This is a genomic window from Gimesia chilikensis (assembly GCF_008329715.1).
Taxonomy (GTDB): domain Bacteria; phylum Planctomycetota; class Planctomycetia; order Planctomycetales; family Planctomycetaceae; genus Gimesia; species Gimesia chilikensis.
Map to the genome: position 1 here is coordinate 184,628 of NZ_VTSR01000004.1, position 20,214 is coordinate 204,841.

The 20,214-nt window shown below is 54.0% G+C and carries 16 protein-coding genes; 4 read left to right on the forward strand and 12 right to left on the reverse strand.

Annotation, left to right across the window (positions count from 1 at the left end):
* Positions 1-5 precede the first annotated feature (5 nt).
* On the forward strand, positions 6-4,337 hold the full coding sequence (locus FYZ48_RS04015; RefSeq protein ID WP_149337761.1) for a carboxypeptidase regulatory-like domain-containing protein: 4,332 nt from the start codon (positions 6-8) through the stop codon (positions 4,335-4,337).
* 15 nt (positions 4,338-4,352) lie between these two features.
* Here the strand turns inward: FYZ48_RS04015 and FYZ48_RS04020 are convergent, their stop codons facing one another.
* The 5 genes from FYZ48_RS04020 to FYZ48_RS04040 all read right to left on the reverse strand — a co-directional run bounded on the left by FYZ48_RS04020 (position 4,353) and on the right by FYZ48_RS04040 (position 9,031).
* Positions 4,353-4,799, reverse strand: coding sequence for an SRPBCC family protein (locus FYZ48_RS04020; protein ID WP_149337763.1), 447 nt, complete (start codon positions 4,797-4,799; stop codon positions 4,353-4,355).
* 116 nt (positions 4,800-4,915) lie between these two features.
* On the reverse strand, positions 4,916-6,484 hold the full coding sequence (locus tag FYZ48_RS04025; protein ID WP_149337766.1) for a sulfatase family protein: 1,569 nt from the start codon (positions 6,482-6,484) through the stop codon (positions 4,916-4,918).
* Between the two features lie 91 nt (positions 6,485-6,575).
* A complete protein-coding gene (locus tag FYZ48_RS04030; RefSeq protein ID WP_149337768.1) occupies positions 6,576-6,908 on the reverse strand; it encodes an EthD family reductase in 333 nt (110 codons plus the stop codon).
* Positions 6,909-6,947: 39 nt separating this feature from the next.
* Positions 6,948-7,784 (reverse strand): phosphoenolpyruvate hydrolase family protein, encoded by an 837-nt coding sequence (locus tag FYZ48_RS04035; RefSeq protein ID WP_149337770.1) that lies wholly within the window; start codon positions 7,782-7,784, stop codon positions 6,948-6,950.
* A gap of 26 nt (positions 7,785-7,810) precedes the next feature.
* Positions 7,811-9,031, reverse strand: a complete 1,221-nt coding sequence (locus tag FYZ48_RS04040; protein WP_149337772.1) for a Tm-1-like ATP-binding domain-containing protein — start codon at positions 9,029-9,031, stop codon at positions 7,811-7,813.
* A 198-nt stretch (positions 9,032-9,229) separates the two neighbouring features.
* Between FYZ48_RS04040 and FYZ48_RS04045 the strand changes: the two genes are divergently transcribed.
* On the forward strand, positions 9,230-9,997 hold the full coding sequence (locus FYZ48_RS04045) for a carbonic anhydrase family protein (protein ID WP_149337774.1): 768 nt from the start codon (positions 9,230-9,232) through the stop codon (positions 9,995-9,997).
* A gap of 15 nt (positions 9,998-10,012) precedes the next feature.
* Here FYZ48_RS04045 and FYZ48_RS04050 read toward each other — a convergent pair whose 3' ends face one another.
* Positions 10,013-10,378, reverse strand: a complete 366-nt coding sequence (locus FYZ48_RS04050; protein ID WP_149337869.1) for a DUF2200 domain-containing protein — start codon at positions 10,376-10,378, stop codon at positions 10,013-10,015.
* A gap of 133 nt (positions 10,379-10,511) precedes the next feature.
* On the reverse strand, positions 10,512-11,459 hold the full coding sequence (locus FYZ48_RS04055; RefSeq protein ID WP_149337776.1) for an ADP-ribosylglycohydrolase family protein: 948 nt from the start codon (positions 11,457-11,459) through the stop codon (positions 10,512-10,514).
* 413 nt (positions 11,460-11,872) lie between these two features.
* Between FYZ48_RS04055 and FYZ48_RS04060 the strand changes: the two genes are divergently transcribed.
* Positions 11,873-12,793 (forward strand): sugar phosphate isomerase/epimerase family protein, encoded by a 921-nt coding sequence (locus FYZ48_RS04060; RefSeq protein ID WP_149337779.1) that lies wholly within the window; start codon positions 11,873-11,875, stop codon positions 12,791-12,793.
* 60 nt (positions 12,794-12,853) lie between these two features.
* Here the strand turns inward: FYZ48_RS04060 and FYZ48_RS04065 are convergent, their stop codons facing one another.
* From FYZ48_RS04065 to FYZ48_RS04080, 4 genes are all read right to left on the reverse strand, one after another.
* The gene (locus tag FYZ48_RS04065) at positions 12,854-13,429 is read right to left on the reverse strand and encodes a hypothetical protein (protein ID WP_149337781.1); all 576 of its coding nucleotides are present in this window, start codon (positions 13,427-13,429) and stop codon (positions 12,854-12,856) included.
* A gap of 104 nt (positions 13,430-13,533) precedes the next feature.
* Positions 13,534-14,745 carry a hypothetical protein gene (locus FYZ48_RS04070; RefSeq protein ID WP_149337783.1) on the reverse strand — a complete coding sequence of 404 codons (1,212 nt, stop codon included), beginning with the start codon at positions 14,743-14,745 and terminating at the stop codon, positions 13,534-13,536.
* A gap of 253 nt (positions 14,746-14,998) precedes the next feature.
* Positions 14,999-16,444, reverse strand: a complete 1,446-nt coding sequence (locus FYZ48_RS04075) for a hypothetical protein (RefSeq protein ID WP_149337785.1) — start codon at positions 16,442-16,444, stop codon at positions 14,999-15,001.
* Between the two features lie 195 nt (positions 16,445-16,639).
* Positions 16,640-17,791, reverse strand: coding sequence for a serine hydrolase domain-containing protein (locus FYZ48_RS04080; RefSeq protein ID WP_149337787.1), 1,152 nt, complete (start codon positions 17,789-17,791; stop codon positions 16,640-16,642).
* A 310-nt stretch (positions 17,792-18,101) separates the two neighbouring features.
* Between FYZ48_RS04080 and FYZ48_RS04085 the strand changes: the two genes are divergently transcribed.
* Positions 18,102-19,565, forward strand: coding sequence for a sodium:solute symporter family protein (locus tag FYZ48_RS04085; RefSeq protein WP_149337789.1), 1,464 nt, complete (start codon positions 18,102-18,104; stop codon positions 19,563-19,565).
* A 17-nt stretch (positions 19,566-19,582) separates the two neighbouring features.
* Here FYZ48_RS04085 and FYZ48_RS04090 read toward each other — a convergent pair whose 3' ends face one another.
* Entirely contained in the window at positions 19,583-20,182 is a 600-nt protein-coding gene (locus FYZ48_RS04090; protein ID WP_149337791.1) for a hypothetical protein, read from the reverse strand.
* Positions 20,183-20,214: the final 32 nt, after the last annotated feature.

The following is a 20,214-nucleotide window of genomic DNA, read 5'->3' on the forward strand; positions in this document are numbered from 1 at the left end:
GGAGCATGGCTGTCTCAGGGAACGGAGTAATCGAACTTCTCAATCAGTCGGGCGAAATGTTCTGGGATTTCAGCAGGAGCATGTTCCTCCAGGCCAGTCTGCTGGTACTCGTGATTCTGCTCCTCGACCTGTTTCTCCGGTATCATGCCCGCGCTGTGACCCGCTACTGGCTCTGGGCGCTGGTTCTGCTCAAACTGATCCTGCCGGTCAGTCTCTATTCTCCTCTCAGTGTCGCCAGCTGGTTAGCTGACTGGATTCCCACGGAAGCCGTCGCGCAGAACATCGAATCTGGGCCGACGACGACCCTTGCAGCCAATACGCCAGACGGCATACAGACAAGAATAGATCCCCTTGAGCAATCATTTCTGACAGAGCCATTCCAGCAACCTCATCCACAGTCGACCCAACTGCCTCCAACAGGTCCCCCCTCTGACTCAAAGTTGGCTGTGCCTGATTCGGAAGTTGAGTCGCCCGCAGAACCAGCAGCTCTGCCTGCCCTGCGAGCGTCTGCGATCCTGATGTTAATCTGGTTGTCTGCGGTAACGATGCTCTCTGTCTGTGTGCTCAGGCGTACGGGACGCGTTAGAAAACTTACTATCCAGGCTGAACTCGCTACTACAGAACTGGTGTCCCAGTTGAATGAGTGTGTCTTACTGCTGGGGATGAAACCAGATTCAGTGAAGTTAAAAGTATCAGAGGAAACTGGAAGTCCGGCGATCTGCGGATTCTGGCGCGCGACGATCATCCTTCCACGACATCTGCTCGAAAAGCTCAATCCGGAACAGTATCGCCAGATCTTTATCCACGAGTTGGCTCATTGGAAACGCTTTGACTTACAGGTCAACTGTCTGCAGACTCTGCTGCTGATCCTGTATTTTTATCATCCCCTGGTTTGGCTGACGCACGTAATGCTCAAGCGTCTGCGGGAGCAGGCCGTGGATGAAACAGTGCTTGTGACCCTGGATGAGCAACCGTCACACTATTCCGCAACCCTACTCGACATTGCTGCTCTGACGCCTGCTGTCGAGAGCCCGCGTTTGCAACTGCTGGGAATTCTCGAATCCCGTAAATCGCTGACGCAGCGGATCCGACGCATGATCGCCCGACCCATCCCACGGTCCGCCCGGCTGGGGCTGGTCAGTTTACTGCTGATACTATTTGCCGGGGCGCTCCTCCTGCCGATGTCTCGACTGAAAGAAACACACGCAGCAGTCGACAGGCAAGAGAGTGCGGATCAAGAATCCGAGCAGCAGCTGTCCGATAAAGCTCAATCTCTTAATCAGAGTCCCCCGGCCAGAGAGACAAAACCACGAGAGGAGAAATCCTCATCCCAGTACGTGTTAAGTGGACGAGTGACCGATCAAGCCGGGGCGCCGGTCACCGATGCTCAAGTTCTTCTGATACCCAATTCTGGCGGACATGTGTTAAGAACGAGCACAGACAAAGAGGGAAACTATCACTTTTCCGAAATCACAAAACCTGGACCACACCGCATCATGATTTTGTCGCAGCGCTGGGTGGGGCTAGAGCGTCTCTCGGATCGTCCCCGGGTCGACCTGGCGGCAGATCAACGGCAGGTGAAAAATATCACACTCGAACGTGCCTGTCAGTTACGCATCCAAACCATCGATGAACGAGGCAAACCTGTTCCCGGGGCCATCGTATACCGTAAATTGATGACCGATACGCGAGGGTTCACTCCTCGGGCTGTCACAACCGATCAGTCGGGAGAGGTGACACTCGGCCTGAAGCCTTCCCAACATAAATATCTGATTGGAATCGCTTCACCCGACTACGCTTTAGAGAAACTGACGCTTCAAGTAAACGATCCGGATCAAATCGTCACACGGAAGATTGTGCTCAGGGAGGGAGTAGAAGTTGACGGCAAAATAGTCTATGCGGACGGGAAAATTCCGGTCGGATTAGAAATCAATGCGCTGCCCCAGTGGTGGGAATTCAGCGGACATCCCCCCGGTTATCGAATCAGTGAGGCGGGAAGATTCACATTCCCCCATATCGTAGCCGGCGTTTATAACGTAATAGTCGCGGTTCCCGGAGTGGGGGGGAAACCTGTCCTCACTGGTACTTATCTGCTCAATCGGGAACAGCCACTTGATCTGAAACTGAATCTCCCTTCTCCCGCTTCGATGGTCACACTCTCAGGAAAGATCAGCTATACCGGCGATCTGAAAAAGGCTTCCAGGCCCTTCCTGCTCATTGCATATTCCACTGATGGGTACAACGAAGCGTATGCCGAGATCCAACCTGGCCAGACAGAGTTTAAGTTCGATCCCATTCAGCGAGGAAAATATGAACTCAGTCTCCATTCAACAGAGATTCAATTGAAAGGCGACTACACGGTATTTGCCCCCGCCAATGATCTTCAACTGAATGTCGTCGTGACCGGCAAACCGCAGATCAGTGGTACGGTTCTGGCCGACGATACAAATCAGCCGATCAGCAAATTCCGGGTACGGGCCATTAAACTGAAGACGCTTCGCGGTGCGCATTATGGGCAGGAACCGCGCTGGCAGGATGTGGATCAGAGCAGCGGGGAATTTAAAGTCGCAGTCAACGGTCCGGGTATCTACCAGATCGAAGTCGCTGCAGACGGCTATGCCCGTGCGCTCAGTAAAGCTGTGAATACCGATCAAATTCAGGGAAAGCTGATTCAGATCAAACTAACCAGGGGAGTTACGCTGGCCGGTACTGTTGTCAATGCCCAGGGACAGCCCGTCGATGGGGCGACCGTGATTCCGCTGTCTCTGTCCCGGGGCGTCATGTCGAACTCGCTGGATCAATTCACAACCGACAGTGATGCAGTCAAGACCATGGACGGGAAGTTTTCGATCCCGCATCTGGCTCCGGGAATGGAATCGCTGAAAGTGACTCATCCGGACTACGACTTTGCGATTGTGAAAGACATCGATCTGGCAGCCAGTCCGCTCCCAAAGGTAGAAGTCACTCTCACAGAAGGCGGAACCGTGCAGGGACTCGTCACAGACGAAAACGGCAAACCGCAACCGAATGTCACGCTCTTCTTCCATGACCGATATGGCTATAACGGTGATGCCGCCCGCAAAGCCGGGCTACTGGCCACCGTGATTACTGATGAAAAAGGCCGCTATTCGGTTTCTCATCTCCCCAATCAGATCTGTTATGTCGTTAGGAAATATGAATGGGACTCTCTGGGCGTCGTGCGTCAGGCCGTTCTGCCTCAAAATGGCAAAACCAGCACACTCAACCTGGGGGGACGCCCCGAATTGACGGGCCGACTGATAGTCAACGGAAAACCTTTAGCGAATACACGCATCCTCCTGGCTGGTGAGAATCCGAATTTTGGCATCTTTCGGGCCTATACCAACACCGACAGCGAAGGGATGTTTCACTTCTTCGGCGCGGGACCTGGCCAGCGAACTCTGTATTATGAAGTACCCAATGTGAACAACAGGTGGGTGCCGGTCAGATCGTTAGAATTAATCTCAGACGATCAGGATCTGGGGACTCTGCAGACGCAGGTTGGTCAACTGACAGTGAATTGTCAGCCAGAAACGCTGGATGACATGCGACTGGGGCTGTTTAATTATCATCCTGTGTGGACCACAAGCTTGAGGGCAGGTAATCTGGTGCCGCGGACCAGCAGCAGCGCGCCTTTTGTTTTCAATCAGGTCACAACGCGAGAATATGTCATTATCGCATCTCGTTCCGGGTACCCCTCTGTTTACCAGAAGGTGCATGTCACGACGGAGAATCTGAATAGTCAGCTCACGCTGCCCATTCCCGAGGGGACGGCGACAATTCATTTCAAGCTGGATCAGGAACTGATGCAGGCCAATGAACCGATGCGGCTCAAACTGTGGAGCAAAGACCAGCGGTTGCTGACAAATATCTACTCCTTTGAAGCAGGAGAATATGTCGCCAGGCACCTGCCTGCGGGAGACTACTATCTGACGCGGGTCGACATTCGCGAATCGAAAAAACTGTTGCAATTCACTCTCAAGGAAAATGAACAGAAAACCGTGACTCTGACTTCCGAACTATTCAAAAAATCAGAGTCAGATCTCGGGTTTCGAACCATCAATGTCTTTACGCAGGCAGGAGTCCCGTTACCCGGTTGTCAGATCCAACTGAAAAGTAGCTCAGGTACGATCTCTCGCCACATCCAACAGTTTGAACGCCAGAGTTTTGTGGGAGACCCGGGCACATATGACCTCACCGTTTCCTACCCGGGGTTTCAGACACTGCACGGGAAAGTGAAACTGATTCCCCCGGACAAATCCTGGATATACCCGGACAACCTGACCTTCAATCTGCGTCTGAAACCGGAAGCTGATTAGGACAAGGGGCCCGGATTACTCCAGGACCTCCGGCTCCACCAGTCGGGCCAGGTGGCACAGTGATTCCTGCCAGCCCAGGTAGCAGCCTGCGGTGGGAATCACTTCGGGAATTCCTTCCTGCAGAATCCGGATTTCGGTGCCGCAGGAGACCTGTTGGATATCGATGGTGTTTTTCATCTCACCGGGGAGTCCGGGATCGTCAAACTTCGTCGTGTAGCAGATTCTGGAATGGGGTTTCAGCTCAAGATAAGTGCCGCTAAAGCTGTGTCCGTTACCGGTAGTGAAATTGGTGAACGACATCCTGAAGGTGCCCCCTTCTTCCGGAGTCATTTCGTAAACTCTGGCAGTGAAACCGTTTGGTGGCAGCCAGCGGGCAAAGGCTTCCGGCTCCAGAAAAGCGCGGTACAGTTTCTCTGGTGTAGTACGCAGAACACGGTGCAGTTTGACAGAGTTGTCTGACATCTCAGGATCTCCCGGTTAGATTGTTGACTCAGACGGGACGCCCTCGCCCCGTTCTATCAGGTAGTCGAATGAGACGCAGACGTTTCGACATTGGCTGAGAAAAAAGTCAGAAAACGTTACTTGTCATCTCCCTGAACCTGTTTCAGGATCATGGTGAGCCGCTCAACGACTTCGGGGTGTTCCTTCCAGACATTCTTTGTCTCTGAGGGATCCTGTTTCAGATTGTAGAGTTGCCCCGTTGGTTCGCCCGGTTGGGGTTCGACTTCGCGGGCGCGGGTGAAGCCGCCGGAGCCCCGTTTGGGAACCATCTTCCACGGACCCTGGCGAACCGAAAAATGGCCCCACAGTGAATGGTGAATCGCGTAATCGCGTAGCGGCTGCTTAAGCTCTATACCCAGCAGGGCGGGCAGAATATTCACGCTGTCTTCTCCCTCACCGGCCGGCAGACTTTGATCCGTGATCGCAGCACACGTCGCCAGCAGGTCGGTCAGTTCCACCAGTTCGGCATTGGATGTCCCGGCAGGTGTCTGCCCGGGCCAGCGGACGATGAAGGGAACGCGGTGGCCGCCTTCCCAGATGTCAGCCTTCGTACCCCGGAGGTGGGCATTCCCCTGATGGCCACGATCTTTGACGTACTGTCCTCGATGATTGGGCTTATAGTATTTGAGGTCGTCGGTCTCCTGCGGTGTCCACCAGTGATAGAGACCGCCGTTATCCGACGTGAAAATGAACAGGGTGTTGTCCGCCTTACCGCTTCGCTGCAGGGCTTCCATGATTGCGCCGACAGTCGCATCCACCTCAAGCACAAAATCACCATATTCGCCCGCAGCACTTTTGCCTTTGAATTCGTCGTTGGGTACCAGTGGCAGGTGGGGGGCGGTCAGCGGGAAATACAGAAAGAAGGGCCGCTCGGGGGATTGTTTCGCCTGTCGCTCGATAAACTGCACCGCTTCACCGGTCAGGGTAGGCATCACACTGCGGATTGTGAAATCGGGTGAGCGCATGCCCTGGTCGACGGACAGAAATTCGGTCTGTATCCGTTCCGATGGAATCGTAGGCAGAATCACGGGGCGATCGTTTCTGATGAAACAGAAAGGCGACATATTCAGGGACGCCGAGATACCGAAGTAATAGTCGAAGCCGTTGGCCAGCGGTCCGCCGAGTATCGGCTGGGTGTAATCTACGTCATCTCCCACGCGGGGACGCTGACGGCGGTCAATGGGAACCGCAGGCACCGGCTGGCCGTTCTGGTCGGTCCACTGCATGCCCAGGTGCCACTTGCCGACACAGGCGGTGTCGTATCCCGCTTTTTTGAGCAGCGACGGGACCGTGGTCTGGTCCTGTTCGATGAGGGGCGGATCAAAGCCGTCCAGTACACGGTATTTCAACCGCGTCCGCCAGCAATAGCGGCCAGTCAGAATTCCGTACCGCGTTGGAGTACAGACGGCTGACGGTGTATGGGCGTCGGTGAATTTCATGCCTTCCGCAGCCAGCCGATCGATGTGCGGAGTCGTAATCTTCGATTCCGGGTTGTAACAGCTCACATCGCCATAACCGAGATCGTCCGCCAGAATATAGACAATGTTCGGCAGCTGATCCGCCTGAACCGTGGTCGGCAAAAACAGACTCAGGAGCAGCAGCGGCAGCAGAAACTGTATACGGAAGAAGTGCGATACGACGTTCATCAGGTGAGACCTTCACAAGTGGAAACCGGGAGTGAATGATCTCTTTACTATACGGGGCATGCCAGAGAGAACGCAACTGAGCTGAGAGTTCTTAAGTTGATTCCAGTTGCACAGGAATCAGTACCTCTTCCTCATCATACATGAACATCACACCGCCGGTCGCAAATTGAGGGACATCGGCGATCGTTGCCTGGCCCTCGGGGCTTTCCAGGATCTCCTGCATCGCGGTCGCAGATTCCGCATACAGGCTGACAATCAGATAGTAAGGGGGTGGATTGCCCGCTTCGGCTGACATGCATTTGCCGATCGTCCAGCCGGTGAGCCCTTTCATCTGTCTGGCCAGGGGGATGTGTACCTCGCGATAATAGCGATCGAATTCCGCAGGGTCTTCCGGGTGTCCATACATTACAGTCAGGCGATACATATTCGAATCCTAATGAAAGGTGAGAGAGAAATAAGACGTTTATCGGGGAGTCAAACGCAGTTCCCCGAACTGGCGGACCTGTGCGGTCAGCGCGACCTCGGTCGGCAGCCGTTCCATGGAACTGGCGCCATAAAATCCGTCAATGCCCGCGACTCGGTCAAAAATATACTGCGCATCTTCGGGCATCGCGATCGGGCCACCATGACAGAGCAGCAGCACGTCGTCGCGTTCGCTTTTGGCCGCGTCGACCATCGTGCGGATTGACTCGACCGAGTCATCCAGGGTCTTTCCCGTCGTGGCTCCTATCGAACCACCACTGGTCAGTCCCATATGTGCCACTACAATATCGGCCCCGGCGGCGGTCAACTCTTGAGCCTGTTCTGCATCGAAGGCATAAGGGGTGGTAAGCAGATCTAAATCGTGAGCCGCACGAATGCAGTCGATCTCCAGGTCAAAACCCATGCCGGTCTCTTCGAGATTGACCCGGAACTGACCATCAATCAGTCCCACGGTCGGAAAATTCTGAACGCCCGCAAACCCCATCGCCTGCAGTTCCCGAAGGAACAGGTCGCGCAGCAGAAAGGGATCAGTGCCACACACTCCCGCCAGCACCGGTGTGTCACTGACAACAGGCAGGACTTCCCGCCCCAGTTCCTTGACGATTTCATTCGCATTGCCATAAGGCATCAGTCCTGCCAGCGAACCGCGTCCGGCCATCCGATAGCGGCCCGAGTTGTAGATCACAATCAGGTCGATCCCGCCTGCTTCTTCGCACTTGGCGCTCAGACCCGTCCCCGCACCTCCGCCGATGATGGGCAGTCCCGCAGCTACTTTCTCCCGCAAGCGTTTCAGGATGGCTGTTCTGGATTCCGGCATGGATGACTTTCTCGTGTGGATCAAAATTATTGAAAGCGATTCCCGCTCACGCGTGCAAAAGCCGAGACCAGCGCCTTGGCAAACGCAGCGTCGTTGATGTGACAGTCGTGTCGCGTGACCCGTCGATCTGCGGTCTGCTGAACCTCTTGTTCCAGTGTTTCAAACAGACACCGGTCTACCTCGGGATCATAGAACGCTTCGCCTGTTTTATCCAGCATCGAAATTCCCTGTTCAGGAATCAGGATTTCGACAGGCGACGTAGAACGATTGATTTTTTCTGCGATCCAGCGGGCGAATTGCCGGTTCTCTTCCGCCGTCGTCCGCATCAGGGTGACCTGGGGATTGTGAATCAGAAACTGACGGTCGGCAAATGGGGCGGGGACGGTCTCGCGGGCACCAAAATTGACCATGTCGAGGGCGCCCAGGCTCAGCACATAGGGGAGCCCCCGTTCGAGGATCACCTCAAACCGACGTGGTCCGCCGCGCATGATGCCTCCTACGAGTTCGTCGGCGACTTCGGTGGTGGTGATATCGAGAACACCCTCGATCAATCCATCGGCCACGAGTTTCTCCATCGCCTGGCCTCCGGTGCCCGTCGCATGAAAGACCAGCGGGTCAAAGCCGCGTGCCTCAAGCTGTTCGCGGACCATGTCCACACAGGGGGTTGTCACACCGAACATGGTCAGGCCCAGGGCAGGTCGGTCAGCCGGGAATTCGGAGCGGTGTGATACCATCCCCGCGATCGCGTGAGCTGCGTTGCTCAAGACCCGACGCGAAACGGAATTCAAGCCGGCGACATCGACCACGGAATACATCAGTGTAATATCGCTGAATCCGACGTAGGGGCGTGTATTTCCACTGGCCACCGTCGAAACGATCAGCTTCGGAAAGCCAACCGGCAGCGCCTGAAACGCCGGAGCAACCAGTGCCGTACCTCCGCTGCCACCCAAAGCGATCACCCCGTCAACTCTGCCTGCACTGACTTCAGCGGGTAACCAGTGCTCAAGTGCCGTCGCCATCGCCGTAATCGCTGCGCCCCGGTCCGTGTGTCCCAGTACCTGTTCCGGCCCACCCGGGTGAGAGCCGGCAATCGTTTCAGCAGAGATATCTGCCCGCTCTGATCGACCCTGTATGCTGACATCGACCAGAACCACATCAACACCGGCACGACGGATCACATCCGCAACGAAGCAGAGTTCCTCGCCTTTGGTATCCATCGTCGCCAGGGCATAGACGGTTGGTTGCATAAGAAACTTTCTGATCGTGGCTAGCGGACATTGACTATGGATCGTGGTTTATAGTGTGGCTGTGGAGATCGAGATGTCAAGTCATGCTTGCGATCCCGAAACCTCTCTTTCATTCCTGCTACAGTTTGTTAAGATCTCTCTGTCTTTGGGAAGCAGAGACAAACCATTTCATATTACACATCTGTAAGGAATACACCCATGCTCAGAATGAGTCTGAACCCGCTGTTGACCTGTTGCCTGCTGACCGTTTTGCTCACGTCTTGCGCAAAGGAACAGCCTGCTGCCAACCAGGCATCAGAAAATGGTGCCGAAACCATCGGCGATGTCAAACCACTGGTGAACCGGGTTTTGACTCAGGAAGAACAGGCGCAACTGACGCCGGAGCAGGTACTCACGCTGCTCAAAGAGGGAAATCAGCGCTTCGTGGCAGGCTCACTCACCGCCCGCGATCATTCCCAACTGGTTCGTGAGGCGGCTCTGGGACAGTATCCCAAAGCGGTGATTCTGTCCTGTCTCGATTCGCGTATTCCTGTGGAGGACGTTTTCGATCGGGGCATCGGCGATATTTTCGTGGCACGTGTGGCAGGGAACTTCGAAAATACCGATATCCTGGGCAGCATGGAGTTTGCCTGCAAGGTTTCGGGTTCCAAGCTCGTCTTCGTGCTGGGACACGAGAGTTGTGGCGCGATCCGCGGGGCGATTGACGGCGTCGAACTGGGGAATATCACCGCAATGCTGGCTAACATCAAACCAGCCGTCGAGCACTTTAAAGATTATGAGGGAGAACAGACGGGGCAGAACCCTGAGTTCGTCAAGATGGTCACCAAACAGAATGTGCTGGCAACTATCGATCGCATTCGGACCAACAGCCCGATTCTTAAAGAAATGGAACTGCAGGGGGACATCAAAATCGTCGGCGGAATCTATAACATGGATACCGGCACTGTCACCATGCTGGAAGAGTAGTCTCAGAGTCCCTGATCATTCTGATCGCAGGATTTTTTCCATCTTCTTCCCTTTGGCCAGTTCATCGACCAGCTTATCCAGGTACCTGACCTGCCGCGTTAACGGGTTTTCAATCTCTTCCACCCGATAGCCGCAAATCACACCTGTGATAAGATGTGCGTTGGGGTTTAACTTCGCGCGTTGAAAGAATTCTTTGAACGTGATCTGGTCTTTAATCTGTTTCTGCAGCGCCTTCTCGTTAAAGCCCGTCAGCCAGCTGATCACCTGGTGTAATTCTTCCCTGGTCCGACCTTTCTTTTCCACCTTGGTTACGTAGTGTGGATACACGGCAGCAAACGTCAGTTTGGCAACGCGTTCATGATGATCGTTGGCACTGGTCACCTTGGGCAACTCCTGTTCCTGACTGTAATTCAATTTTGAGTATATATTTACTGGCTAATGACCAGGCTCAACCGGATGCGAAGCGCATGATTCACATTTAGAGAAGATCCCGGTCCGACGAGGATTCTCGCGGCTAGTCCTCTCCTGTTTGAGTAAGAATCGCCAGATGATAACGAGTCGCCAGCACTTCAATCTCTTTTGAATCCTGCAGGCAGTCTATCAGATTCTGCGGGATTGAATCAATTCCGTGACGTGCTCCCGCCAGTGCACCAACAATTGCTCCCAGTGTGTCAACATCTCCTCCAAGACGTATGGCAAAAGTAACGGCTCCGATCCACGAATCCAGATTGATAAGTATACTGTAGATCGACGCGAGCACTGTCGGAATAACGAATGGCGAAATGATCGGCTTATCGAATTCCGGGGTGCTTTGGCCCGCGTGGGCGATGAAATCCAGTATTCCATCATCGTTGAGCAGATCTGGTAATTGTTGGAGGAGGTCAGCTAACTCAGTATTGATATCACGACAGGCGTCAGAAATTTCACTGCAGAAATCGCGTGGATTGATTTCGCTTGAGGACAACAGTTGATTTGCAGCCACTGCAATCGCAACACCTCCAGCAACGCTGCGTGAATCCTGGTGCGTGATTCGCGAAATGTCAGCGACAGTCGGAATCAGGGACTTCTGATCGCCAAACCAAAGTCCCAATGCGGCGGTTCGCATGGCAGTTCCATTACCAGCTTGACCAACGGACGCACCCATGTTGCGATGGTCTCCAGTGGCCAGGTAATGTTCTGCAGCCTGGGTACAGGCACCGCCGGGGCCGATGACAGAATGATGTCGCCACAGCTCTGCTATTTGCCTGGCAATATCAGCAACAACGATGTCTTTCTGGTCGACGATCGACCGGATTGTGGCCAGAGTCAATTGCGTGTCATCGGTGTATTGACCATTCGGATATCCATGATATTCATGGAAAGAGGCAGCTAATGATTCAGCGGATGGAATTGAGTCGGCCCAGAGTCCCTCGAACGGCGCTCCCATCGCGTCGCCAACGGCACCACCAATAAGCGTTCCCAAAACACTGGATTATGTTGGACGATTCATAGAAGAGACTGCGGCAGATAGTGAGGTGCTGAACCAGAGATAATATTTTCTCACTTTAGCAGCGTACAGATGTGTAATCAATTGGCGCCTTTTGATTCTTTCGAAGTCAGCAGGCAGCTTTGAGGGAGGTTAATGCGGAGACTCTTGCTTGGATAATAAAATTGTTCTCTGTAACGGCGGCAGAATTCTCGCATGATTAAAGAGACCGGATCGTCATTCAGGAATTTTGGAATCTGCATTGAAAAGCAGTCACTTTCTGAGTGCCATGTATTCGTAAGGAATGTTACAATATTGTTTCAGGTGGACTCAGACACCTGATGAAATGAAGCCTTGGGGGCCGAAAATATCTGCAACATGATCATACAGCAATAACCGAAGGGGTTGTCATGCCTACATCCGATTTTCTTTCCCGCCGTCAGTTTGTCCTGTTAGCCGCTGCTGCCGCAGCTTCCCATCCTCTGCTGGCGCAAGGTGCCAAAAGTGAGGAAGGCTATCTCAACGGTCGTCTCTATAAAACCTTGAAGATCGGAATGGTACGGGCCGGAGACAGTCTCGAAGAAAAATTCGCTCTTGCTAAAGAAGCGGGCTTCGATGGTATTGAATTAAATACACCAGGCATCGATGTCACAGAAGTCAACGCAGCTATCAAAGCGACCGGACTGCCCGTCGATGGATCTGTCAACGCCGGGCACTGGAATGTACGGCACACCGATCCCGACCCCAAAGTACGTGCCAAGGCACTCGACAGCCTGAAGGAAGCACTCCGCCAGACACATGCCGTCGGTGGAAACACGGTTCTGCTGGTCGTCGGTAAGGGGAGCGATGGTCCGGAAGAAGAAATCTGGAAACGTTCGATTGACAATATTTCGAAGGCGATCCCGCTGGCTGCGGAACTGGGAGTTCCCATTGCTGTTGAGAATGTCTGGAACCAGTTCTGCTACGACCACGACGGTGATCACAAACAGACCGCTGAGAAGTTCGTAAAATACATCGACGAGTTCGATTCCCCCTGGGTCGGTATGCAGTTTGATATCGGCAATCACTGGAAATACGGCAGCATGGGCGACTGGATTCGTCAGCTCAACAAACGGATCATCAAGCTGGATCTCAAAGGGTTCTCCCGCGAAATGGGCAAGTTCACCAAGATCGGCGAAGGCGATCTGGACTGGGCCGATGTCCGCAAAGCCCTGGCAGAAATCAAGTACGCCGGCTGGGCAGCCGCTGAAGTTGCCGGCGGTGATCTGGCACGGCTGAAAGAAATCTCAGCTAACATGGATCGCGTCTTCGGTTTGACTCCCAAATCTTAAGGCGAATCAACAGACACTTTGCGGTGCAGGAGCACCTGTGCCGCATTGTGGCTGCGTTTATTAGTTGCTTTCAGGCTCTGCCTTCGTCCCTCCTTTTGTCACTTGATTGGCATATGTGACGAGCCTGCCTCGCATTGCTTTAACGAGCATTCCGCGGAATTCGTCGGTTTCATCACCGGGCCAATCCAGAGGGAGGCCGCTCTGATACGACTCGCGGATCCAGGCCAGCGCGTTTTGGGTCCCCGGTGCATCGCGATTTGATTTGACGTAGTCCAGCGTTGCGACCCTGAGCGGGTATTCGACACGATGACACATGACATCAGCGTAGCAGGCGACCTCCAGCAACGTGATGATACGTTGTGCATCAACGGGAACTTCTGGGGATTGACGGACCCGTTCCAGAAGCTGCTCTGCCACCTCCGGTGAGATCTTTTCATCTTCCTGAAGTTGCTTAATCGCGTAAGGCAGGATGGGATGTTCGTTTTCGACAAACTCATCCACCGTGCCAGGCCAGGCTGCATCATCTGGAGCATACAGCAGAGCCATCTTGTCGAGCAGAGCTTCGGGGGGCTCATTGAGAACGATGTAGTCTTGGGAAGCAGCAGACGGCTTTGTATCTACCACCTTTGATGACATCTCATCAGAAGGGCATCCAGTGAGCAGCAATAAACCAGCCAGTAAAATAATACATTTCATCATGGAAACCACTTCGATCAGAATTTGAAAAAAACTGATCTCTCTTAGAACGCCAAAGCTTTGTCTCGGGCCAGTCCGGTTTTCCAGAGAGGAGCCTCTTTTTTGATGGCCTTCACGTTATAAGTATCGAAGGTCAGGGTCAGGCTGAAAGGTACCTCGGCATCCATGTCATAACTCCAGCTGTCATCATCAATGTAGTCGGGGGCGCCGATTGTGTTGAGCACTTCTTTGGCTGACATACCTGTTTTGACCTGCGTTGCGTTTTTATGGCGTGGTTGTGTCTGCTTTTTCGGGATGAAAGGGAATGCCTCGTCTCCTCTTTCGATCATAAAACCATGACACGGCAGATTCCGGGGAGCAACTCCCAGCCGTCGAAGTGAGAGTTGTGCCGTCTGCCGCAGGTCATACGTACGATAGCGGAAGGGATCAACGTCATTATTGAAGTTCACGCCATCCGGATGACCTCGCGCAGAATTGGTCTCAGAGTAAGTGGATGTTTCCAGTGATTTCAGAAACGGAATGGCTTCGTGCAGATTTAAGCTCCCTGCCAGGTAAGCAGCCTCCAGCAGCGACCGTTCGTGATCTTCAAGTTCTATTTTTGTACGAGAGGCGGCCAGCACCAGTTGCTTTTCCGCTTCTAGTGCAGGTCCGATCAGACTGACATCGCCTGAAACGAGTTTTCCTTTGTTAACATCCACCAGAATGCGAGGTCCCCAGGCGGGACGAATCACAAAGATTTCACCTTCAGGCAACTCGAAAAAGTACCAGGCAGCCAGACGGGACCAGTTGCTGCCACCCCACGAGTGATACACCAGTCGCTCGCTCTCCTCTTTCTGCAAGGCATCTTTCACTAAATCAATCTCCCCCGTTTTCTGACCCTGTGGAGATATGGTGATGAGGTTATCATTCGCAGCAAGGATCGCCGCCGCGCCTAGGTTAGAGACAATGATGATCCTGGGAGAGCCCTCTTTGGGGACTGCGATCTCAAACGAGGAATCGCCGAAGTTATATCGTTGTGGCTCCCGCATAGGCTGCTTGCGCGTCCAGATCGTTTTCCCGGTTCGCGTGTCGACACATTTGTAGGTGAAATTAGCCTGAAACGCCTTCCCATTGGGGCCCTGATTGTCGGGGGAGGTCGCATCCACCTGATAGTGTCCGGAGGGGGACTGGACGTGAATGTCGAAGTAATAGCGATCCGTCGCCTGGGCGGTCATCGGAAGTGTGCAGAGAACACAGCAGACGATAAATGGCTTCATGGCAGTCACCTTGTTAGACATCCGTGAAAGACAATTGGGAATCGTATCACGCTTCGAGCTTGTTTATCGTGAGTCGGAAATGAATTGTCAAGATGACCTCAAACATGAGGGGGCCATGGTAAGATCGAAAAGTCTGATGTGGAACAGGTTTGTATGTTATTCCATGAGCCCGTCAAAATCACAGGAGGCGGTAATACAGCGACGATTGGCATTCTTGAGTCTGGTTATGACTTCGAGAACCAGTACATCGCTCTCACTCAAACACCAACCCCAAAGCATCCAGCACCGCACCGCGTCGACCATGGATACCGATGACTTGTTTGCCCGCTCCCTCGATCACAGGTACCTCTTTGCCTGAGGGGGTCCCCAGCCAGTCGCTGGTGTAACTGTCATTCGGATCGAGCTGGCCGTCATCTGTAAGACGATAGAAGACGACTTGAACTGCGCTCACATATTTGGGAGCATCGATCTTCATCCCACCGACGGCGTAGCCCTCTTTCGCCATGACGGTAATATTCCGCCTCCGGGCTGGTTTGGGTTCTGATAGTGGTGTCAGACTGCGGATTGCCGGTTCGCCCGCCCAGCTTCCCAGCGAACATTCAAACCCGAGCAGTGTTTTTCCCTCGGGGATCACCATCTGGAATGGGCCGCCCCCTTCAGCATTCCCAATCAGTTTCGATGCGGTCCCTTTCGTGGTCGCAGGCGTTGAGCGGGTAACGGATCGTGGCGGATTCGGGTTGGGAGATTCTTGGGAAATGACTGGATCAGCTTGAGAACGGGGGCCGCCTGGTCTGACAGGGAATCGTCTTACAATCGGTTCCGGCATGTTTTGCGGAATCGGATTGGGAAAACTCCCGGGCTGAGTGAGCACCGGTTGATTCCGGGGCAGCCCCGTCTCCGACTGCTGTTTCGTAGAATTGGAATTTCGCTCGATGGGGTTGCCTTGAACTGGTATTGGGATCGCAGGGCGTTCGAATTCCGGGCGGGGGATCTGCGGTCTCCGGTTCTCGCGGACAGCGATGCGTTGTCCCGCCCGCGGAACCCTGGTGAGGTTAAACGCCAGTCCCCCACTGAAAAGCAGCACGCCCAATACTGCCATCGCAGCGAAGACTTTGGGACTGAATCCCTGTGTGTACCGCGCGGGTATCGCATCTCTTTTTTCTACCGGAATCCCGGCTTCGGTGAAGTGACGGGCCAGCTCCTTCAGCCTGATCTTCGAGGGAATGCCGACCAGTTCGACCTCTTTATCGATCGAGAGCAGCATGACGGAGAAGGATTTTCCCAGATCCTCGGCCGGGATGAAAATAACGCGGGTGATGGCTGGATTGGGCCATTCAGATATTTCTTTCCAGGAACTGATCAGAGCCAGTGAGACATAAGACCGCTGACGGATCAGATGATCGTCATAGATCCAGATCGAAGCAGAGACATGCTCCCGACGCATAAACAGCGCCAGACAGGCGGGGCCCAGCCCGAGAAAGATCGCGACAAACATCGCCATCCCGAGCTCGGGAGGCTTTACGTTGAAGGCAAATAAAATCCAGAACAGACCACTGACAGCCGCCCAGACCGTCAAGGCGACACCCAGGCGAACCAAGAGATCCCCCCGCAGGCTGAGACGCATGCCCAGCGGTTCCTGCCAGTAAAATTTATCAGAAGTGAGTTTGATCGGCTTGGTTAAGAAGTTCCAGATACCCATGTGGAGCACTCACAGAGTTAGAGGAAGTCTTAGAGAGCAGGCTGTTTTGAAAAAGAGCAACAGCGTACTGAATTTTCAGTAATATATCGTATTCTACCCCGTCGGGAGAAGCCAGAAAATGCTGCCCGTAGACGGGTGAGTTTGTTCTCGAATGAAACCTGTTGTAGTGATAAATAGACTCAGTTTTCTGGCAATTCACTTTGCGGGTGACAGGATCGGCGTGATCTTGTTAAAGAGCGTTAACGCCGGGTTGCCTTCGGCTTGGGCGTCTTTTGATCGCGTACACCAGATCGCGACTGCGATGTCTTTCTCTGGCAGATAGCCGGCTGCTCCATACAATCCACAGAAGCTGGGAGCCTGCGTCAACCAGCCGCGATCGACTACAATCCCCTGCGCGTAGTAACGATCTTTGGTCCAGATTTTCATACCTGATGTTTTCGGTGCCAGCATCGCCTGGAAAGTCCCTGGTTTCAGTCCCTGTCCCTGTCCCACGGCTCGGAAACCGGACAGAGTGTCGCGGATGGTTGAAGTCTGCACCGCACCTCCGGGGAGTGTCCACGAGGGGTTCCAGAACGTCGCATCTTCAAAGGGGCCGCGTTCGTCGGTATAGGAATGCAGTACCGGTTCCGGAATCAGGGCATTACCTGGAGCTGCTGTCTGCGTCATGCCGAATGGAATCAGTACGTGTTTTTGTAACAGTTTCTGCAGAGGTTTGCCGGTTGCTTTTTCCAGTGCCTCTCCCAGAATCACAAAATTGGTATGTGCGTAGTTCCAGTCAGTTCCCGGCTTGAATTTTGGTTGTTCGGTAAGAGCCAGCTGAATCAGTTCTTCCGACGTCCACTGGTGAAACGGGTCGGCATAAAGACGTTTCTCAAACGCCGGCATCGGCATATAGTCCGGGTAGCCGGAAGTGCCGTTCAGCAGCATTTCCAGAGTGACGGAATCCGAATATGGTAGAGCAGGCAACCATTTCCCCACCGGGTCATCCGCCTTGATTACACCCGCATCGACGAGTTGATAAAACAGATTCCCCAGGTAAGCGACCGCGACGTTGCCGTTCCGCAGATGCATGTCGATGGTCGCGGGCACACCCGTCATCGAATCACCTTGCGCCAGCATCAGCACTTCTTTTCCCTCAACAGTAATTCCCAGCAGTACCGCTTTCAGTTTATCGTCCTGACTGGTCTGGTTCACCAGTTTGCGCACAGAGTCGATTTTCTCTTGCCAGGCAGCCTGAGTGGGAGGAGCGGCAGCAGAAGGGGAAGATGCACTGAGCCAGCTGACACAGAGTGCCAGGATCAGAAAATACGAGGACGAAAAACTACGTGGTGTTGGTTGGCAATTCATTATACGTTCCAGTCTGGAGCGGTGTGGTTCCCGGGCTTAATCTGCAAATGTCGTTGTCTGTCATCTATCGTAACATCTTTCACAGAGAGATCGGCTGAATCGTCTTGGATCAAGCCTGATCCTGCTGGAAAGTATAACGCATGAAAACGGTCAGCACGATTTTTCAGAAATTTCCATGTTGCTCCAATGCAACATGCGCAGATTCATGCCAATGTCGGTAACATGCGGTGTTCGTATTTAGCAAAGGGCTGAGTACGAGCGAGTTGTCTGTTTTACACGAAGTATCACAGTTGCTGAGGAAATGCTCTGAATGACGTTCTGGCTTGGTATTCTGCTGACACTGTATGTCCTGCTGATGGTCGGTCTCGGCCTGTATGCCGGGGGCAGGGTACAAACAGAAGAAGATTACCTCGTCGCGGGACGGCGATTGCCGCTCTGGCTGGCATGGGGGACGCTGCTGGCAACCTGGTTCGGGGCCGCCACGGTTCTGGGGGCCAGTGAAGCGGCGCGAGCGGAGGGCGTGCAGGGGACGATACTCGATCCGTTCGCCTCGGGCCTGGCTCTGATCGTGGCAGGTCTATTCTTTGCCCGGCGGGTCTGGGAAATGAAGCTGCTGACCGTGGGGGATCTCTTCGCGCAGAAATACGGACCGAAAACGGAACTGATCTCCAGTATCGTTCAGGCCCTGGGCTACCTGCCCTGGATCGCGGCTCAGTATCTGGCGCAATCGGCCATCCTCACTCATTTTTTCGGAGTCGACTCCACGGTCGCAATTCTGATCTCCGCCTTATTTGTCACCTTCCTGACCATGATCGGGGGAATGTGGTCGGTGACCCTGACTGATACCGTCCAGATCTGCGTGGTGCTGATCAGTCTGGTGATGCTGGGCGTCAACTTCGCAGCCTCGGTGGGTGAGGGTTCCGTGGTGGTCGGAATTGAAACGACCTGGGAGCGGACGCCACCAGAACTGCGGACCCTCCTACCTGAAGCGGGACTGCTGGCTCTGCTGGGCTGGTCCACAACCTGGATCAACGGCATCTTCGGAAATATACCCGGACAGGATCTGATGCAACGGATATTCGCCAGTCGCAGCGGGACGGTCGCCTCGCGGGCCTGCATCCTGGCGGGCTGTGTGTATATTCTGTTTGGTCTGTTGCCCGTGGGACTGGGGCTGGCTTCGCGACAACTCTGGCCCGATGAACTGCCCCAGGGCAGTGATGGTCAGGTCCTGCTGGCACTGGCTGAACTGCTGCTGTCCCCCTTGGGAATCTGCCTGCTGGTCATCACGCTGTTGGCGATTGTGGTTTCCACCTGTACCAGCGCAATGCTTTCACCGGCCGCGTTACTCTCACATAATCTGTTGCATCGCATCGACTGGTTCGATCAGCGACGCCTGCTGACCAGTCGCTTGAGCGTCGTCATTGTCGCCCTGGCCAGTCTCCCTCTGGCGCTGGTGACCGAAGAGATTCTGGAGCTGCTCGAAAGTGCTCTCGCGGTGGGACTGGTGGCGCTGCTGGTTCCCTTTGTGGCCGGCGTTTATCTCAAGCCACGTGGTGAATGGCCGGGACTGCTCTCCATCGGATGTGGGGCTCTGTTCTGGACAGCCCATCAGATCGCAGCGTCACTACTGGTCACTGACGAGGAACAGCTCGATTCCGTGTCTGCTCTGTTGCTCTCGATCCCTCCCGAGTTAACAGGTCTGCTGGCGAGCATACTGGGTTATCTGGTGGGACAACGTCTGCTGCGGCATTCTCAGCCAGACTCAACTGTCTGATTGAGCTGCTGTGGTCATTAACGCGTCTGCTCCGCCACGACCACGCGACGGCGATAGGAGATGAGCGTGCATAAAAACAGACAGACCACACAGATTGAAAGGGGGAACAGCATCGTCGTCAGCGAATAGGATTCCAGGGCCAGGAGTGCGAAGGTGTTCCTGAGGAAAAACATAAAAATGAACAGCAGACTTTCTTCGTAGGGATGATCATAGGCTTTGCGGATCGTAGGACCGAAACCCAGCAGGTCGATTGTGGTCAGCAGTATCACCGCCCACATGGGATTCGATGTGAAATACCAGCAGGGAATCGAGAGCAGCGCCGCACTGAAAAACAGTCGGTCGAGGCGAGTAATCGAAATGTCTCCCCGTTTGACGTAGGACAGAAATGCGATGTAGACGGTGATTACTCCCGAGACGCCGATAGGCCAGGCACCGGTTCCTCCGTCCGCATCTAGCTGGGCGAAGAACACAATCAGCGTGGTCATTCCCCAGATTAACCAGGAAAACAGATGTGGCTTCGTTCTCCCTTGGAGAATACCACGAATATAGGGGATGAACGCCATGAAGGTGATGATGATTGCCAGCCCGCTGAAGATCAGTTTAAGACGGGGATCCATTGTATAACCTGATGTTGGGACAGATGACTTTA

Excerpts from the sequence above, each read along its gene's own strand:
- FYZ48_RS04030 (WP_149337768.1), bottom strand. The coding sequence starts at position 6,908 with ATGTATCGCCTGACTGTAATGTATGGACACCCGGAAGACCCTGCGGAA.
- FYZ48_RS04070 (WP_149337783.1), bottom strand. The coding sequence starts at position 14,745 with ATGAAGCCATTTATCGTCTGCTGTGTTCTCTGCACACTTCCGATGACC.
- FYZ48_RS04060 (WP_149337779.1), top strand. The coding sequence starts at position 11,873 with ATGCCTACATCCGATTTTCTTTCCCGCCGTCAGTTTGTCCTGTTAGCC.
- FYZ48_RS04045 (WP_149337774.1), top strand. The coding sequence starts at position 9,230 with ATGCTCAGAATGAGTCTGAACCCGCTGTTGACCTGTTGCCTGCTGACC.
- FYZ48_RS04035 (WP_149337770.1), bottom strand. The coding sequence starts at position 7,784 with ATGCCGGAATCCAGAACAGCCATCCTGAAACGCTTGCGGGAGAAAGTA.
- FYZ48_RS04015 (WP_149337761.1), top strand. The coding sequence starts at position 6 with ATGGCTGTCTCAGGGAACGGAGTAATCGAACTTCTCAATCAGTCGGGC.
- FYZ48_RS04085 (WP_149337789.1), top strand. The coding sequence starts at position 18,102 with ATGACGTTCTGGCTTGGTATTCTGCTGACACTGTATGTCCTGCTGATG.
- FYZ48_RS04090 (WP_149337791.1), bottom strand. The coding sequence starts at position 20,182 with ATGGATCCCCGTCTTAAACTGATCTTCAGCGGGCTGGCAATCATCATC.
- FYZ48_RS04065 (WP_149337781.1), bottom strand. The coding sequence starts at position 13,429 with ATGTCATCAAAGGTGGTAGATACAAAGCCGTCTGCTGCTTCCCAAGAC.
- FYZ48_RS04025 (WP_149337766.1), bottom strand. The coding sequence starts at position 6,484 with ATGAACGTCGTATCGCACTTCTTCCGTATACAGTTTCTGCTGCCGCTG.
- FYZ48_RS04075 (WP_149337785.1), bottom strand. The coding sequence starts at position 16,444 with ATGGGTATCTGGAACTTCTTAACCAAGCCGATCAAACTCACTTCTGAT.
- FYZ48_RS04080 (WP_149337787.1), bottom strand. The coding sequence starts at position 17,791 with ATGAATTGCCAACCAACACCACGTAGTTTTTCGTCCTCGTATTTTCTG.
- FYZ48_RS04020 (WP_149337763.1), bottom strand. The coding sequence starts at position 4,799 with ATGTCAGACAACTCTGTCAAACTGCACCGTGTTCTGCGTACTACACCA.
- FYZ48_RS04040 (WP_149337772.1), bottom strand. The coding sequence starts at position 9,031 with ATGCAACCAACCGTCTATGCCCTGGCGACGATGGATACCAAAGGCGAG.